Annotated in this window: 11 protein-coding genes; 4 read left to right on the top strand and 7 right to left on the bottom strand. The window is 69.6% G+C overall.

Annotated features, from left to right (window positions below; genetic code table 11):
• Window positions 1–42 precede the first annotated feature (42 nt).
• The gene (locus ACWGI8_RS10955) at window positions 43–5,019 is read right to left on the bottom strand and encodes an NAD-glutamate dehydrogenase (protein ID WP_453659833.1); all 4,977 of its coding nucleotides are present in this window, start codon (window positions 5,017–5,019) and stop codon (window positions 43–45) included.
• Window positions 5,020–5,530: 511 nt separating this feature from the next.
• Here ACWGI8_RS10955 and ACWGI8_RS10950 point away from each other — a divergent pair.
• Window positions 5,531–6,097: a DJ-1/PfpI family protein gene (locus ACWGI8_RS10950; RefSeq protein ID WP_453659831.1), complete on the top strand. Its 567-nt coding sequence runs from the start codon at window positions 5,531–5,533 to the stop codon at window positions 6,095–6,097.
• A 343-nt stretch (window positions 6,098–6,440) separates the two neighbouring features.
• On the opposite strand, the gene ACWGI8_RS10945 is transcribed toward ACWGI8_RS10950, so the two are convergent.
• Entirely contained in the window at window positions 6,441–7,103 is a 663-nt protein-coding gene (locus ACWGI8_RS10945) for an HAD family hydrolase (protein ID WP_453659830.1), read from the bottom strand.
• Between the two features lie 151 nt (window positions 7,104–7,254).
• On the bottom strand, window positions 7,255–7,761 hold the full coding sequence (locus ACWGI8_RS10940; protein ID WP_453659828.1) for a DUF6912 family protein: 507 nt from the start codon (window positions 7,759–7,761) through the stop codon (window positions 7,255–7,257).
• Between the two features lie 262 nt (window positions 7,762–8,023).
• Between ACWGI8_RS10940 and ACWGI8_RS10935 the strand changes: the two genes are divergently transcribed.
• On the top strand, window positions 8,024–8,476 hold the full coding sequence (locus tag ACWGI8_RS10935) for an Rv3235 family protein (RefSeq protein ID WP_453659827.1): 453 nt from the start codon (window positions 8,024–8,026) through the stop codon (window positions 8,474–8,476).
• A gap of 302 nt (window positions 8,477–8,778) precedes the next feature.
• On the opposite strand, the gene secA is transcribed toward ACWGI8_RS10935, so the two are convergent.
• The gene (secA, locus tag ACWGI8_RS10930) at window positions 8,779–11,598 is read right to left on the bottom strand and encodes a preprotein translocase subunit SecA (RefSeq protein WP_453659825.1); all 2,820 of its coding nucleotides are present in this window, start codon (window positions 11,596–11,598) and stop codon (window positions 8,779–8,781) included.
• 238 nt (window positions 11,599–11,836) lie between these two features.
• On the opposite strand from secA, the gene ACWGI8_RS10925 reads away from it, so the two are divergent.
• Complete coding sequence (locus tag ACWGI8_RS10925; protein WP_453659823.1) at window positions 11,837–12,412, top strand: GNAT family N-acetyltransferase; 576 nt, start codon at window positions 11,837–11,839, stop codon at window positions 12,410–12,412.
• A 146-nt stretch (window positions 12,413–12,558) separates the two neighbouring features.
• Entirely contained in the window at window positions 12,559–13,719 is a 1,161-nt protein-coding gene (locus ACWGI8_RS10920) for a winged helix-turn-helix domain-containing protein (RefSeq protein WP_453659822.1), read from the top strand.
• A 472-nt stretch (window positions 13,720–14,191) separates the two neighbouring features.
• Here the strand turns inward: ACWGI8_RS10920 and ACWGI8_RS10915 are convergent, their stop codons facing one another.
• The 3 genes from ACWGI8_RS10915 to ACWGI8_RS10905 form a co-directional block, all read right to left on the bottom strand.
• Entirely contained in the window at window positions 14,192–14,950 is a 759-nt protein-coding gene (locus tag ACWGI8_RS10915; RefSeq protein ID WP_453659820.1) for a response regulator, read from the bottom strand.
• Window positions 14,951–15,135: 185 nt separating this feature from the next.
• Window positions 15,136–15,825, bottom strand: a complete 690-nt coding sequence (gene hpf / locus ACWGI8_RS10910) for a ribosome hibernation-promoting factor, HPF/YfiA family (RefSeq protein ID WP_453659818.1) — start codon at window positions 15,823–15,825, stop codon at window positions 15,136–15,138.
• A gap of 329 nt (window positions 15,826–16,154) precedes the next feature.
• Window positions 16,155–16,880: a ComF family protein gene (locus ACWGI8_RS10905; RefSeq protein ID WP_453659835.1), complete on the bottom strand. Its 726-nt coding sequence runs from the start codon at window positions 16,878–16,880 to the stop codon at window positions 16,155–16,157.
• Between the last annotated feature and the right edge of the window lie 45 nt (window positions 16,881–16,925).

Genomic DNA, 16,925 nt, shown 5'->3' with positions numbered 1-16,925 from the left:
CCGTGATGGTGCGCGCCCCTGACTCACATCAGAGCGTCAGCGTCAGGTGTGCGTACGCAGCAGCTGGCGCATCGTCCGCATCGCGACCGACAGGTTCGCCAGGTCGAACGTGTCCGAGCCCTGGATCTCCTCCAGCGTCGTCCGCGCCCGGCCCAGGATCGCCGCGTTCTTGTCCTCCCACGCCTTGAAGCGGTCCTCCGGCGTCGAGGAGCCGTTGCCCACCGAGAGCACATCCGCGGTGAGCGCGGCGTGCGCGGCGTACAGGTCCTCGCGGATGGAGGCACGGGCCATGGACTGCCAGCGGTCGGCCCGCGGCAGCTCGATGATCCGGTCCATCAGCTCGGTGATCCGCAGCCGGTCGGCCAGGTCGTAGTAGATCTCGGCGACGGCCAGCGGGTCCTTCCCGGTGCGGTCCGCGATCGCGACGATGTCGAGGATCGGGAACGCGGACGAGAAGCCGGCGACGCGCATGGCCAGGTCCTCGGGGACACCCGCGGCCGTGAACTCCTCCAGCAGCCCCTGGTACCAGTCGAGGTCGATGCCGCGGAGCATCTTCGGCAGCTCGGCCCACACCTGCTCGACGCCCGAGGCGAAGAACCCGATCGTCTCCGTGAGCTCCAGCGGCTGCCGGCGGTTGCCGAGCAGCCAGCGCGTGCCGCGCTCGACGAGACGGCGCGAGTGCAGTCGCATCCGCGTCTGCACGTCGGCGGCGACCCTGTTGTCGAGCGCCTCGACGGCGTCCCACACCTCACCGAGACCGAAGATCGCTCGGGCGGCGGTCTGCGCCCGGACGATCTCGTCGACCGACGCCCCGGTCTCCTCGCGGAGCCGGTGCAGGAAGGTCGAACCACCCGTGTTGACGGTGTCGTTGACCAGGACCGTCGTCACGATCTCGCGGCGCAGCGGGTGGCCGTCGACCGCCTCGGTGAACTTCTCCCGCAGCGGCTTCGGGAAGTACGCGTGCAGCAGACCCCGCAGGTACGGGTCGTCCGGCAGCGAGGTGCCGATCAGGTCCTCCGCCAGCGTGATCTTGGTGTAGGCGAGCAGGACGGCCAGCTCGGGCTGGGACAGGCCCCTGCCGGAGTTGAGCAGCTCACGGATCTGACGGTCGTTGGGCAGGAACTCCAGCGCCCGGTCCAGGGCGCCGTCCCGGCCGAGCCGGCGCATGAAGCGCTGGTGGGCGTGGAGCAGGCTGGGCGACTGGGCGACGGCGTTGGTCAGGGCCACGTTCTGCGCGTAGTTGTTGCGCAGCACCAGCTTGCCGACCTCGTCGGTCATCTCGGCGAGCAGCTTGTTGCGCTGCTTGACGGTCATGTCGCCTTCCGCGACAAGGCCGTTCAGCAGGATCTTGATGTTCACCTCGTGGTCGGAGGTGTCCACGCCCGCGCTGTTGTCGATGGCGTCGGTGTTGACCCGGCCGCCGCCGCGTGCGAACTCGATGCGGCCGAGCTGGGTCAGGCCCAGGTTGCCGCCCTCGCCGACGACCTTGACCCGCAGCTCGTCGCCGTTGACGCGGATCGCGTCGTTCGCCTTGTCACCGACGTCGGCGTTGGACTCGGTGGAGGCCTTGACGTACGTGCCGATGCCGCCGTTCCACAGCAGGTCGACCGGCGCCTGCAGGATCGCCTTCATCAGGTCGGCCGGGGTCATCTTCGTGACACCCGCCTCGATACCGAGGGCCTCGCGGACATGCGCGTTGACCGGGATCGACTTGGCACTGCGGGGGTGGATGCCGCCGCCCGCGGACAGCAGCTCCTTGTCGTAGTCCGCCCACGACGAGCGGGGCAGCTCGAAGAGGCGGCGGCGCTCGGCGTACGAGACGGCGGAGTCGGGCTCCGGGTCGATGAAGATGTGGCGGTGGTCGAAGGCCGCGACCAGCCGGATGTGCTCGGAGAGCAGCATGCCGTTGCCGAACACGTCACCGGACATGTCGCCGACGCCGACCGCGGTGAAGTCCTCGGTCTGGGTGTCGTGGCCCAGCTCGCGGAAGTGCCGCTTCACGGACTCCCAGGCACCGCGGGCCGTGATGCCCATGCCCTTGTGGTCGTAGCCGGCCGAGCCGCCGGAGGCGAAGGCGTCGCCGAGCCAGAAGTTGTACGAGAGCGCGACCTCGTTGGCGATGTCGGAGAACGTCGCGGTGCCCTTGTCGGCGGCGACGACGAGATACGTGTCGTCCTCGTCGTGGCGCACCACCTCGGCCGGCGGCACGACCTCGCCCGCCACCAGGTTGTCGGTGATGTCGAGCAGCGCCGAGATGAAGGTCTTGTAGCAGGCGATGCCCTCGGCGAGCCAGGCGTCACGGTCCACGGACGGGTCCGGGAGCTGCTTGGCGACGAAGCCGCCCTTGGCGCCGACCGGCACGATGACGGTGTTCTTCACCATCTGCGCCTTGACCAGGCCGAGGATCTCCGTACGGAAGTCCTCGCGCCGGTCGGACCAGCGCAGACCGCCGCGCGCGACCTTGCCGAAACGCAGGTGCACGCCCTCGACGCGCGGCGAGTACACCCAGATCTCGTAGGCCGGGCGGGGCGCCGGCAGATCCGGGATGGCCTGCGGGTCGAACTTCATGGACACGTAGGCGTGCGGCTCGAAGCCCTCGGCCTCCTGGAAGAAGTTCGTCCGGAGGGTGGCCTTGATGAGCGTGAGGAAGGAGCGGAGGATCCGGTCCTCGTCGAGCGAGGCGACCTGGTCGAGGGCCGCGTCCAGCTCCTCCAGCAGGGCGTCGATCAGTTCGGTGCCGGCGCGCTGGCGGTCCGGCGCCATACGGGCCTCGAAGAGGTTGACCAGCAGCCGGGTGGTGTGGACGTTGTTGAGGAGGGTGTCCTCCATGTAGTCCTGGCTGAAGGTCGAGCCGGCCTGCCGCAGGTACTTGGCGTAGGCGCGCAGCACCACGGCCTCGCGCCAGTTGAGCCCGGCGTGGAGCACGAGCGAGTTGAACGTGTCGTTCTCCGCGGCACCGGTCCACACGGCGGAGAAGGCGTCCTGGAAGCGCTCACGGGCGTCGTCGCCGAGGTAGTCACCGCCGTTGCCGCTGGGGGTCGGCATCCGCAGACCGAAGTCGTAGATCCACGCGTGCGTGCGGTCCGCGCAGCGCAGATCGTACGGGCGCTCGTCGAGGACCTCGACGCCGAGACGGTTCAGGACCGGCAGCACGGAGGAGAGGGAGACCTGCTCGCCCGGCCGGTAGATCTTGAAGCGCCGCTCGCCGGGCGCTGCGCCCACCGGCTCGTAGAGGGAGAGCGAGAAGCCCTGGCCGGAGCGGGAGAGCTGCTCCAGGTGGACCAGGTCGGCGACCGCGGCGCGAGGCGTGTGGTCGGCCTTGTAGCCCTCGGGGAAGGCGTTGCCGTACTTGCGCAGCAGCTCGGCTGCGTGCTCCTCACCGAGCTCGGCGTTGAGCGCCTCGGCGAAGCCGTCGGCCCACGAGCGGGCGGCCTCGACGAGCCGGGCCTCGATCCGCTCCTTGTCGGAGTCGGTGAGGTGGGTCAGCTCGGTGCCGGGCGCCACGCGCACGACGAAGTGCAGCCGGGTGAGCACCGACTCGGTGCTCATGAGGGTGAAGTCGACGCTGGTGCCGCCCAGCTCCTCCTTGAGGATGCCGGTCAGGCGCTCACGGACGGTGGTGTTGAAGCGGTCGCGCGGCAGGTACACGAGGGCCGAGTAGTAGCGGCCGTACTCCTCCTGGCGCAGGTACAGCCGCAGCCTGCGGCGCTCCTGCAGGTAGAGGACGCTGGTGACGATCTCGCGCAGCTCGTCGGGCGGGGTCTGGAACAGCTCGTCGCGCGGGTACGTCTCCAGGATCTGCAGCAGGTCGCGGCCGTCGTGGCTGTGCGGCGAGAAGCCCGCGCCGTCGAGGACCTCGGCGACCTTGCGGCGGATGACCGGGACGCGGCGCACCGACTCGGTGTACGCGGCCGAGGAGAACAGCCCGAGGAAGCGCCGCTCACCGGTGACGTTGCCCTCGGCGTCGAACTTCTTCACGCCGACGTAGTCGAGGTACGACGGGCGGTGGACGGTGGCGCGGCTGTTGGCCTTGGTCAGGATCAGCAGCTTGTGCTCGCGGGCCTTGGCGCGGGCATCGGCGGGCAACCGGTTGAAGGAGGGGCTCACGGGGTGGCCGTGGGCGTCGTCGCCGCTGTGGTGCGGGTCGGAGCGAAGGATGCCGAGGCCGGTGCCGGGGACGGCGGCCAGCGCGTCGCCGTCGACGAGGTTGTACTCGCGGTAGCCGAGGAACGTGAAGTGGTCGTCGGAGAGCCAGCGCAGCAGCTCGCGGGCCTCGTCGACCTCCTCGGCGCGCAGGTCGTCGGCGGTGGGCTCGCCGGGCAGCTCCTCGGCGATGCGCAGCGCCGCGTCGCGCATCTTCTCCCAGTCCTCGACGGCCTCGCGGACGTCGGACAGGACACGCAGCAGGTCGGACGTGATCTGCTTCAGATCGGCGCGGTCGGTCTCGCGGTCGATCTCGACATGGATCCAGGACTCGACGAGCGCGTCGTGCGGCAGCTTGGCGTCCTTGCCGTTGCTGCGGTCGCCGGTGGCGTGACTGCTGGAGTCGCCGCTGAGGACCTCGATGAGCTTGCCGGTGACGTCACGGCGCACGACGAGCTGCGGGTGGATCACGACATGGATGCCGCGGCCCTGGCGGGACAGCTCATTGGTCACGGAGTCGACGAGGAAGGGCATGTCGTCGGTGACGACCTCGACGACGGAGTGGCTGCACGTCCAGCCGTTCTCCTCGACGGTCGGGGTGTGCACCCGGACGTTGGCCGTGCCCTGCGGGCGGTTCTCCGCCAGCCGGTAGTGCGAGACAGCTGCGCCGAAGATGTCGACGGGGTCGCGGTCGGCGAGGTCCTCGGGGGCGGTGTGCAGGTAGTAGCGCTGGAGGTAGGCGAGGAGGGTGTCCTGGTCAGGACGGTCCCCGCTGTCGGACCCAGTCGGAAGTTGCCCCCCGCCCGGGCTGTGCTCAGCTACCCGCGCGGCCCTCTCGAGCAGCTCGGCCTTGGCTTCGTCCAGCTTGGTCTGCATGTCCTCTGGCTCCTGTCGCGCGCCGTTGCGTGACGTAGGGAAAAGATGGCACAACGCCACGACGCGGGGTGTCCGGTCGGGGTCGACGCTATGCCGGGATGAGAGATGCCCGGGCCGGTATCGGCCAATGTGGGAGACGGGCCCGGAAGGTGACCGCGACGCGGTCCGCGTGGTTCACGCGGTTCACACGATCCATGCGGTTCACACGGTCCGGGAAAAGGCCCGGACCCACAGGGAAGATCAGCTCGCACCCGGCCGCTGTGGCGTACCGGGCGCAGGCCGGGGGCTTCGCTGCCCCCTCGGCATATCGCGCTGATCACGGGTCAAGGCTATCGCTCCGCCCCCCTGACCCGTCATGAGCCGTATGTGTACAAAAGCGGGGCCGGAAGTTTGACACTCTGGACAGCGACACATGCCCTCTTGGCAAACAGCCGCGGGGGAGGCAGGTTGGCGTGGGGGGCCGAAGGCCGACAAATCGATACAGACAAATCGATACAGGGGAGCAGTAGCCATGAGCGCGAAGATCCTGATCGTCACCGGCGACGCAGCCGAGTCCCTGGAGGTCCTGTACCCGTATCAGCGGCTGCGCGAGGAGGGGTACGAGGTCCACATCGCGGCCCCGGCCCGCAAGAAGCTCCAGTTCGTGGTTCATGACTTCGAGCCGGGCTTCGACACGTACACGGAGAAGCCGGGCTACACCTGGCCCGCCGATCTGGCCTTCTCGGAGGTCGATCCGGGCGACTACGTCGCCATCGTCATCCCGGGCGGCCGGGCCCCGGAGTATCTCCGCAACGACCCCGAGCTCCGCAAGATCCTCAAGTCCTTCTTCGACGCGGACAAGCCCGTGGCCCAGATCTGCCACGGCCCCCTGCTGACGGCCGCCACCGGCAGCCTCACGGGCCGCAGAGTCACGGCCTACCCCGCCCTCGAACTCGACATGCAGGCAGCCGGTGCCTCCTTCCAGGACACCGAGGCCGTGGTCGACGGCACCCTGGTCTCCTCCCGCGCCTGGCCCGACCACTCCGCCTGGATGCGCGAATTCCTCACGGTCCTCCGCGCGAAGGCACCGCTGAGCTGATCCAGCGCCGAGGGCTTCACCCCCGGACCTCGGACGGCCCGGGTGTTCGGGGGTGCCCCCAAAGCAGGGGCTGACGGGGGCCTGGGGAGGGACGGGCCCGCAGACGAACAACGAACCCCGGTCGGAGACGACCCGCCCACCCACGGTCCGCGGACGGCGACAGCCAAGCAGCAGCCACACCAAGCCCGTCCGGCGATTGAGGACGGACACACCGGGTCACCCGCGGTACCGGGCGCCCCAAGCCCGTCCGGCGCTTGAGGACGGACACACCGGCCGCCGTCACGGCACCGGGCACACCGTCACCGCACCCCCGCCGGAGGCACACCGCACCCCACCGGAGGGCCTACGCCGCCAGCTCCTCCGCCACCGACACCGCCTCCGCGAGGCTGTCGACGACCGGCACCCCCGCCGACGCCAGGCTCGCCCGGCTGTGCGATCCCCCGGTGTACAGCACTGCCCTCGCCCCCACGTGCGCCGCCGCGACCGCGTCGTCCACCGCGTCGCCGATGACCACGACCCGCTCCGCCGGCACACCGTCCAGGGCGGTCAGATGCCGCACCATGTGCTCCGCCTTGCCCGTGTGCGACGAACCGATCCGGCCGTCGACCCGCACGAAGCGGTCCTCGATACCGTGTCGCCGCACGATCGGTATCAGATGCTCGTGCGGGGCCAGCGAGAGCAGCGACTGCGTACGCCCCGACGCCTGCCGCTCGGTCAGCAGCTCCGCCGCCCCGGCTGCGAGCCCGCACGCGTCGGCCCGCTGCCAGTAGTGCTTGTGAAAGACCGCGTCCATGATCGCCCACTCGTCGTCCGTGGGCAGTCGTCCCATGAGCCGCTCGTAGAACCGCGGCACCGGCACGCAGTACAGCTCCCGATACCGCTCCAGGGTGATCGGGTCCAGCCCTATCTCCGCGAACGACGCGTTCGTCGCCTCGATGACCGCGTGGATGTCATCGAGCAATGTGCCGTTCCAGTCCCAGACCAGATGCGCGCTGTACTTCCCCATGCCGAGCAACGGTACCGGCCGGGTCCGACAACCACCGGGTCGGACAACCGGACGGGGCCCACAGCCGGCCCCGCGAGCCGCGCCGCGTCAGCGGTCAGCGGCCAGCCATCAGCGATCAGCGGTCAGCGGTCAGTCATCAGCCGATGAGCCGTCAGCCGATGAGCCCGGGGATCTCCTGCACCCCGTACCAGAGCAGCTCATGGTCCTCGGCGCCGTCCACCACGAACTGCGCGTCGTCGTCCCCGTGGTCCGCCGCGCCCAGCGCGTCCGCCGCCGCGGCCACATCGGCCTCGGCCTCGTCGGAGTCCACGTGCACCGCCGCCGCCTTCGACAGCGGCACCGCGGACGCGATCCGCACCTCGCCGAGCGACGCGGACCCGAGCGCCTGCCCCGGATCCGCGGTCGCGGCGTTGTCCGGTACGTCGACGGCGACGACGACCCGGCGCCGTGCCGCGCCGGGGTCCCCGGCGAGCAGCCGCAGCGACGACGCCGCGGCCCTGCTCAGCGCGGCGTACTCGAGCTCCTCGATGTCGTCGGAGACGTACCACTCGCGGAGCGCAGGTGTCACTGCGTAGGCGGTCAGCGGACCGGGGCCGAGCTCGCCCGCCTTGTGCGCCTCTGCGAGACCGGGAAGGGTCAGGGGGACGTAGACGCGCATGGCTGGCCGCTTTCGTAGTCGGGTGAGCACTTAAGGATACGTGCGGAGTCCCCCATCGGGGTGTCCCGGCGGCCCTGTCCCGCGTCGCCCCTGAGCGTCCGTGGAACCGCCCGGCGCGGGCCCTGCACGCCCGCCCGTCACCCGGATAGGTGATCCTCGGCGCCCCTCTCGGCACGGCTCGGCGGACCTTGCGGCCCGGCCTCCCCCGCCCGTACAAGATCCCCACCGAAAGTTACTTGTGGGTATCGAAGGGGCGGCAGCCATGCACAACACCTCGGCCAGGACGCGTAGGAAGCCCGGAGACCGTCACGACAGCCGCGGCCCCGGCCGCACGCCGCAGCGCACCCCGCACCCCTCTCTGCCGCCCGCCGGGGGCCGGTCCCGCCTCCCCCGCTACTGGTTCGCCGAGCGCCTGCTCTCGGTCCTCAGCGGCAACCGCCCGGTCCACTGGATGCTCGGCCACACCATCGGCGACGCCTACGAACACCTCGTACGTCTGGCCCCGGGCAGCCCGCTCCGTACGAGCGGACTGCGGCCGGTCGTCCGCCACTGCGACGAGTACGTGCCCCGCCCGGGCGTCATCGAGGCCTTCGCCCGCATCGCAGCCGGCGACCAGGTCCGCGCCATGGCCTTCCGTCTCGAACAGGGACCGGACCTGCGCTGGCGCTGCGCGGCTGTGGAACTCGGCGGCAAGCGCGTCACAGTCGACGGATGACGGTCGAGGGAGCGATCGAGGGACGACGATCGAAAGACGACAGTCGAAAGACGGCGGTCGACGACGCGGCGCCGAGGCATGCACGACGCGCGCCACCGTCACTCCATCGTGTGCGCCCGGCGAAGCCCACCAGCGCCCCGCCACGGCCAGGACCCGGACTCGGGCTCGGCCGCGACTCGGCCTCGCAAAGAGGCCACGCACACCAGCCGCACACACGACCGCACACACGACCGCGGGGCCGGACACCTTCCGGTGCCCGGCCCCGAGGTCCACACGCCTGTGGTGGCGCTACTTCCTGCGCGCTACTTCTTGCGGCGCCGGCTGGCGCCCTTCTGCGCCTTGCGGCGCTCCGCGCGCGTCAGGCCGTCCGACTCGGAGCGGGCCGCCCCCTCACCGTTGACGAAGTCGCCCTCGATGATGGCGCCGTCCCCGTCCACCTTCGGAGCGGTGAAGTGCAGCCGGTCCGGACGCTGCGGTGCGTCCAGCCCCTTCGCACGGATCTCCGGACGGGCGGCGCCCGCCGGCACCGCGTCTTCCTTGGTGAGGGACGTCTTCTCCGCCGCGTCCTGCACCGGGATCTCCTCGACCTGCTGCTCGACCTGGACCTCCAGGTTGAACAGGTAGCCGACGGACTCCTCCTTGATGCCCTCCATCATCGCGGTGAACATGTCGAAGCCCTCGCGCTGGTACTCCACGAGCGGGTCCTTCTGGGCCATCGCGCGCAGGCCGATGCCCTCCTGGAGGTAGTCCATCTCGTAGAGGTGCTCACGCCACTTGCGGTCCAGGACGGACAGCACCACACGCCGCTCCAGCTCACGCATGATGTCCGAGCCGAGCTGCTTCTCGCGCTCGTCGTACTGCTCGTGGATGTCGTCCTTGACGGTCTCGCCGATGAACTCGGAGGTGATCCCGGCCCGGTCGCCCGCCGCCTCCTCCAGCTCCTCGACCGTCACCTTCACCGGGTAGAGCTGCTTGAACGCGCCCCACAGCCGGTCGAGGTCCCACTCCTCCGCGAAGCCCTCGACGGTCTCCGCCTGGATGTACGCGTCGATCGTGTCGTCCATGAAGTGGCGGATCTGCTCGTGCAGGTCCTCGCCCTCCAGGACGCGGCGGCGCTCGCCGTAGATGACCTTGCGCTGCCGGTTGAGCACGTCGTCGTACTTCAGGACGTTCTTCCGCGTCTCGAAGTTCTGCTGCTCGACCTGGGACTGGGCGGAGGCGATGGCGCGCGTCACCATCTTGTTCTCGATCGGGACGTCGTCCGGAACGTTGGCCATGGCCATGACCCGCTCGACCATCTGCGCCTTGAACAGCCGCATCAGGTCGTCACCGAGCGAGAGATAGAAGCGGGACTCGCCCGGGTCGCCCTGACGACCGGAACGACCGCGCAGCTGGTTGTCGATACGCCGCGACTCGTGGCGCTCGGTGCCCAGCACATACAGCCCGCCGAGCTCCTTGACCTCCTCGAACTCGGCCTTCACGGCCGCCTCGGCGCGCTCCAGCGCGTCCGGCAGGGCCGCGGCCCACTCCTCGACGTGCTCGACGGGGTCCAGGCCGCGCTGGCGCAGCTCCGCCTCCGCGAGATCGTCGGGGTTGCCGCCGAGCTTGATGTCCGTGCCACGGCCGGCCATGTTCGTCGCGACCGTGACGGAGCCCTTACGGCCCGCCTGAGCGACGATGACGGCCTCACGCTCGTGCTGCTTGGCGTTGAGCACCTCGTGCTGGATGCCGCGCTTGTTGAGCTGCTGCGAGAGGTACTCGGACTTCTCGACCGACGTCGTACCGACGAGGATCGGCTGCCCCTTCTCGTGCTTCTCGGCGATGTCGTCGACGACCGCAGCGAACTTGGCGACCTCGGTGCGGTAGATCAGGTCCGACTGGTCCTTGCGGACCATCGGCCGGTTCGTCGGGATCGGCACGACGCCGAGCTTGTAGATCTGGTGGAACTCGGCGGCCTCGGTCATGGCCGTACCGGTCATTCCGGAGAGCTTGCCGTAGAGGAGGAAGAAGTTCTGCAGGGTGATCGTCGCGAGGGTCTGGTTCTCGTCCTTGATGTCCACCCCTTCCTTCGCCTCGATCGCCTGGTGCATGCCCTCGTTGTAGCGGCGGCCGGCGAGGATACGGCCGGTGTGCTCGTCGACGATCATGACTTCGCCGTCGATGACGACGTAGTCCTTGTCCTTCTTGAAGAGCTCCTTGGCCTTGATGGCGTTGTTCAGGTAGCCCACCAGCGGGGTGTTCACCGACTCGTAGAGGTTGTCGATGCCCAGCCAGTCCTCGACCTTCGAGACACCGGACTCATGGATCGCGACGGTCCGCTTCTTCTCGTCGACCTCGTAGTCGCCGGTCTCCTCGATGCCCTTCAGCGGGTTGCCCGGCTCACCCTTGGTGAGGCGCGTCACCAGCTTGGCGAAGTCGCCGTACCACTTGGTGGCCTGGTCGGCCGGACCGGAGATGATCAGCGGCGTACGGGCCTCGTCGACGAGGATCGAGTCGACCTCGTCGACGATCGCGAAGTTGTGGCCGCGCTGGACGAGCTCGTCCTTGGACCACGCCATGTTGTCGCGCAGGTAGTCGAAGCCGAACTCGTTGTTCGTGCCGTACGTGATGTCGCAGGCGTACTGCTCGCGGCGCTGCGCGGGCGTCATGTTGGCGAGGATGCAGCCGACGCTGAGGCCGAGGAACCTGTGCACCCGGCCCATCATCTCGGAGTCACGCTCCGCCAGATAATCGTTGACCGTGATCAGGTGGACACCCTTGCCCGACAGCGCGTTCAGATACGCCGGGAGGGTGCCGACGAGGGTCTTGCCCTCACCGGTCTTCATCTCGGCGACGTACCCGAGGTGCAGCGCTGCGCCGCCCATCATCTGTACGTCGTAGTGGCGCTGGCCGAGCACACGCTTGGCGGCTTCGCGGACGGTCGCGAAGGCCTCGGGGAGCAGGTCGTCGAGGCTCTCGCCGTCGGCGTAGCGCTCCTTGTACTCATCCGTGAGCGCCCGCAACTCGGCGTCGGAGAGGTTGACGAAGTCCTCTTCGATGGAGTTGACCTGGTCCGCGATGCGGTGCAGTTTGCGCAGGATCTTGCCTTCGCCTGCACGCATGAGCTTGTTGAAGACGGACACTGAGGCTGGTCTCCTTGCCGGTCGGGCCTGGCACTGGGTCGTGGTGGACACTGGCGCGGGCACGGCAGGTGGACCCCACCGCAACGGCCATCGTAAGCGAGGACCCCACCGCGCCGGGAGGTCCACCGGGACGCATGGCCGACTGCCGCGCATACGGAGAACGTACGGGAGGTGCGGAAAGTGCCGCCGATCCCGAAAAGTGTTGGCATCGAAGACGCACAGTTACCAGAATCTCGCTATGGAACCCATCACCCTCACCACCGAGCGTCTGCGGCTGCAGCCCTTCACACCGCATGACGCCGACTCGGTCCGCGCGGCGTGTCAGGACCCCGACATCCAGCGCTGGGTTCCCACCATCCCCGTGCCGTACGAGCGGCAGCACGCGGAGGAGTTCGTCGGCCTGACCGTGCCGGACGGCTGGCGCAGCGACACGTCGTACACGTTCTCCGTACGTCCGCGAGAGGGCGGCCCGATCGTCGCCTCGGCGAGCCTCCACCATCCGCGCTCGGGCACCTGGGAGGTCGGCTTCTGGACGGCCAAGGAGTACCGGGGCTGCGGCTATGCGACCGAGACGGTCCTGGCCATGGCGCGCTGGGCCTTCACCGAGCTGGCCTGCACCCGCCTGGAGTGGCGTGCGATTGTGGGCAACACGAGCTCGCGCGCCGTCGCCGAGAAGGCGGGCTTCACGGTAGAGGGCGTCCAGCGCGCGGGCCTCCACGGCAGGGGAACCCTGCGGGACTGCTGGATCGCCTCGCTGCTCCCCTCGGACCTCGGCCTGCCGTGCCCGGTCCCTTATCTCCCCGCGAAGGGCTGATCTCGCGCCTCCTCGCATTTCCCCGCATTTCCCTGCTCCTTACGCCTCTTTGCGCCTCCCTGCGGAGGGTTGATCCCGCGTCCTCCGGCGAAGGAGATCTGTCTGGTCCGAGCCGGCTGTCAGTACCGCCCTCTATGGTGCGGAGCATGACGACCGCGCCGCCCGCCACCGAGCTGTCCGCCGACGAAACCCGCCGCATAGCCCTGCGCGCCCAGGGGTTCCTCGGCGCCCCCGACCGCCGGGGCGGCGTGCGGGGAGTGCTGCGCCATCTCGGCGCCGTCCAGCTGGACACGATCTCGGTGCTGGCGCGCTCGCACGAGCTGATTCCGTATGCCCGCCTGGGCTCGGTGGGCCGTAAGACGGTCGAGGACGCGTACTGGACCGAGGCTCACGCCTTCGAATACTGGTCGCACGCGGCCTGCATCCTCCCTGTCGAGGAATGGCCGCACTTCGCCTTCCGCCGCCGCGCCTACCGCGACCGCCCGCACTGGTACCACGACCTTCCGGACGGCGCTTACGACACGGTGATCAAGCAGCTGCGGACCGAGGGACCGCTCACCGCCACCGAGCTGGGCGGCGCGAAGAACGGCGGGGAGTGGTGGGACTGGTCGGCGGCGAAGGTCGCCGTCGAGCGGGCGCTGATGTACGGCGAGGTGGTGTGCACCGAGCGGCGCGGCTGGAAGCGGGTGTACGACCTCGCCGAGCGCGCGATCCCGGACGCGCTGCTCCATGACGACCTGGACGACCGGGAGTGCCTGCGCCGGCTGGTGCGGCTGGCCGGACAGTCCCTGGGGGTGGGCACGCGCGCGGACATCGCGGACTACCACCGCCTCAAGGGCGAGCAGTTCGACGCGGTGGTCGCCGACTCCGGTCTCGTACCGGTCCGCGTCCAGGGCTGGGACAAGCCCGCGTGGGCGGACCCGGAGGCGCTGGCGAGCGAGCCCCGCGGCCGTCACCGTACGACGCTGCTGTCGCCGTTCGACTCGCTGATCTGGGAGCGGGCGCGCACCGAGCGGATCTTCGGATTCACGCACCGCCTGGAGGCGTACGTCCCCAAGCCGAAGCGGGTGTACGGCTACTTCGCGATGCCGCTGCTGTCGGGCGGCAAGCTGCTGGGCCGGGTCGACCCGGCGCGCGAAGGCACCACTCTGGTGGCCAAGCAGGTCTCGCTGGCCGCGCCGAAAGCGGTGCTGCCCATGGCCCAGGCGCTGCTGGAGGCGGCCCAGTGGGTGGGTTGCGACTCGGTCCGTGTCGAGCGCGTCGACCGCCCCGAACTGACGGCGCCCCTGGTCGCCGCCCTCGCCTGACCGGGCTCTGTCCGCGGTCTGCCCGGGTTTGCTTGCTAGGGAGCCGCTGCCGGCCAACCCCCGTCCCCCCGGCCGAAACGCCACCCGGCGTGACCCCTACCGGATCTCCAGGATCTTCTCCCGCACCGCGCCGCAACCTCCCGGGGGACAACCCCCGTCCCCCCGGCCGAAACGCCACCCGGCGTGACCCCTACCGGATCTCCAGGGTCTTCTCCCGCATCGCGCCGCAACCTCCCGGGGGACAACCCCCGTACCCCCGGCCGAAACGCCACCCGGCGTGACCCCTACCGGATCTCGAGGATCTTCTCCCGCACCGCGCCGCAACCTCCCGGGGGACAACCCCCGTACCCCCGGCCGAAACGCCACCCGGCGTGACCCCTACCGGATCTCCAGGATCTTCTCCCGCACCGCGCCGCAACCTCCCGGGGGACAACCCCCGTACCCCCGGCCGAAACGCCACCCGGCGTGACCCCTACCGGATTTCGAGGATCTTCTCCCGCATCGCGTACACCACCGCTTCCATCCTGGAGTGGAGCTGGAGCTTCTCCAGGATGTTGCGCACGTGGTTCTTCACCGTGTTCTCGGAGATGAACAACTCCTTGGCGATGTCACGGTTGTTCATCCCCGTCGCCACCAGCTTGAGTACCTCCAGCTCCCGGTCGGTCAGCCGGGGAGCGGGCACCAGCCGGCGCTCGTCGGTGCGCTGGATCATCGACTTGAACTCGGTGAGCAGCTTCGACGCCATGGACGGGCTGATCTGCGACTGCCCGTCGGCGACCGCGCGGATCGCCGTGGCCACCTCGTCCGTGGAGATCTCCTTGAGGAGATATCCGGTGGCACCTGCCTTGATCGCGTCGTAGAGGTCCGCCTCCTCGTCGCTGATCGTCAGCATGATGATCTTCGCGCTGGGCGCCACTTCCTTGATGGAGGTGCAGGCCTCGATCCCGCCCCGCTTCGGCATCCGGACATCCATGAGCACGATGTCGGGCAGCAGATCGGCCGCCTTGTCGACCGCCTCCGCCCCGTCCCCGGCCTCACCGACGACCTGGATGTCCTCCTCCTGGGCGAGGACGATCTCCAGTCCGCGGCGGAAGAGGGCATGGTCATCCACCACGAGCACCCGGATCGGCTCCTTGCGGGACATGCCGGTCTCCGCACCGCCCGCACTGCCGGCACCGCCCGTGACCTGGGCGTCTTCCGCGTCATGCACCGGTCCGAAGCTGTCCGCCATCGTTCCTCCCCCTGAAGGCCGTGGCCTGGTTCATCTGTGGTCTGCCAACCGCAGTCCACAGCACACCGGTTGGCTCGGGTCGCCATGATTCCATGCCCACAGGGCGGTGGCGCGGTCCCGTGGTGGCACAAGGGTGCCCCTGGGGGCGCACGGGGCACTCCAGGGGCACCAATGGAAGAGCGGGATCAGCCGCCGAGCGCTCCGCCCGCGCCGCCCGCCTCGCGCTCGGCGAGCGGGTCGGTCGTCAGGTGGATGACGCCGTAGTCATAGGCGTGCCGCCGGTAGACGACACTGGGTTCCTTCGTCTCGGAGTCGACGAACAGATAGAAGTCGTGCCCGACCAGCTCCATCTCGTACAGCGCCTGGTCGAGCGTCATCGGGGCGGCGACGTGTGTCTTCTCGCGGACCACCAGCGGTCCTTCACCCTGCACTTCGAGCGAGCCGATCCTGGTGGTGGGAATGGAATCCGAGGCTTCCTCGGAGACAGGCTCACCGCTTCCGTTCAACTGGGCTACGCCAGGAACGACATCGGCGACCTCTGCTGCCGACAGCCGGCCGTTGCCCCTGCGGGTGTGACGCTTGTCGTGCTGCTTTCGCAGCCGGGCCTCCAGCTTCGCCGTGGCCAGGTCGAGCGCCGCGTAGGGGTCCCCAGCCGCTGCTTCTGCCCGGATCACCGGGCCACGCGAAAGAAGTGTGATCTCCACGCGGTCGGAACGGTCGGCCTGCCGCGGATTGTGCTCCTTGGACACCTCGACGTCGAGGCTGATCACCTTGCCGTCGAGCTTCTGGATCTTGTCCAGCTTCAGCTTCTCGGCCACGTGCTTGCGGAACCGCTCGGGCACCTCGGTCTTGCGGCCCTTGACGACGATGTCCACGCAGAACTCCGTTCCCGGATCGCTCCGCACTCGACGCGGAGCATCTCCCTCTTGCACCAGGCCCCGGTGTGCACCGGAGCCTCGGACTTGGCGACTTTCACCTCCTCCTCCCCCATCGGCAAGATCCCCACCCCCACCAACTTCGAGGTTCTGGGCTGCTTCATGAATACCTGGCCGTAACCCAATCATGCATTCGATGAAGCGCGGCGTTCACCGTTTCTCACAACCGAACATAGCTCGCCCGGACGGTTGTCGGCACCCGCTACCAGCGCGTACGTCCATTCAGGGGATTTCCGGCTCTTACTACCTGCAACGTTGCTCCTCCCCGGTCAGTTCCGGTTTATGTCGAACGACAGCGGGGGTGCGGCGACGACGGCGGCACTCATGCGCACGTACCCGGAAGAAAGCGCGGCGGTCGCGGCACGCAGTGCCCGGGCAGCCTCCACGAGCGAGGCACCCGTGGTCATCACATCGTCCACCAGCACCGCTCTACGGCTCTCCAGGAGCCGCTCGGCACCATCGGCCACCTCCAGGGCCCCCGCCATGTTCAGCAGCCTTCTCCGGGCCGTGAGGCCCGACTGGTCGGCCACCGGCCGGCACTGCCTCAGCACCGGCAACGCCCGGGCGTACGTCCCATTGCGCCGCAGTGCCGCGGCAGCGGCCACTGCGATACGCCGCGCCGCGTCATGCCCCCGCGCCCGCACCGCCCGCCGCGCCGACGGCATGGGCACCAGCAGCAACGGCTCCGGCCCGCCCAGAGCCTCCGGCACCGCCGCCCGTACGGCCCCGGCCAGCGCCCGGCCGATCGGCCCCGCCAGTCCCAGCGCACCCCGCTCCTTGTGCGCCAGCAGCACCGCCCGTACCGCGTCCTCGTACCGGGCGGCGGCGAACACCACCGGCAGCCCCACCGGCTCGGGCCGCGGTCTCGCCCGCCCCGGCGCGGGACCGGCCAGCTGCCACGCACACTCCGCGCACAACGGCGTACGGGGACGCCCGCAACCCGCGCAGGCGACCGGCAGCACCAGCCCGGCGATCTCGTGCCACCACCCCTGCATGACCACCACTGTGCTCCTGCTCGATAGGCGCGGCCACCCCTGTGG

The organism is Streptomyces sp. NPDC054841 (assembly GCF_053611045.1).
This window is presented reverse-complemented; position numbering and strand designations above follow the sequence as displayed.

Excerpts from the sequence above, each read along its gene's own strand:
- ACWGI8_RS10915 (WP_453659820.1), bottom strand. The coding sequence starts at position 14,950 with ATGGCGGACAGCTTCGGACCGGTGCATGACGCGGAAGACGCCCAGGTC.
- ACWGI8_RS10920 (WP_453659822.1), top strand. The coding sequence starts at position 12,559 with ATGACGACCGCGCCGCCCGCCACCGAGCTGTCCGCCGACGAAACCCGC.
- ACWGI8_RS10935 (WP_453659827.1), top strand. The coding sequence starts at position 8,024 with ATGCACAACACCTCGGCCAGGACGCGTAGGAAGCCCGGAGACCGTCAC.
- ACWGI8_RS10955 (WP_453659833.1), bottom strand. The coding sequence starts at position 5,019 with ATGCAGACCAAGCTGGACGAAGCCAAGGCCGAGCTGCTCGAGAGGGCC.
- ACWGI8_RS10945 (WP_453659830.1), bottom strand. The coding sequence starts at position 7,103 with ATGGGGAAGTACAGCGCGCATCTGGTCTGGGACTGGAACGGCACATTG.
- ACWGI8_RS10905 (WP_453659835.1), bottom strand. The coding sequence starts at position 16,880 with ATGCAGGGGTGGTGGCACGAGATCGCCGGGCTGGTGCTGCCGGTCGCC.
- ACWGI8_RS10950 (WP_453659831.1), top strand. The coding sequence starts at position 5,531 with ATGAGCGCGAAGATCCTGATCGTCACCGGCGACGCAGCCGAGTCCCTG.
- ACWGI8_RS10940 (WP_453659828.1), bottom strand. The coding sequence starts at position 7,761 with ATGCGCGTCTACGTCCCCCTGACCCTTCCCGGTCTCGCAGAGGCGCAC.
- ACWGI8_RS10925 (WP_453659823.1), top strand. The coding sequence starts at position 11,837 with ATGGAACCCATCACCCTCACCACCGAGCGTCTGCGGCTGCAGCCCTTC.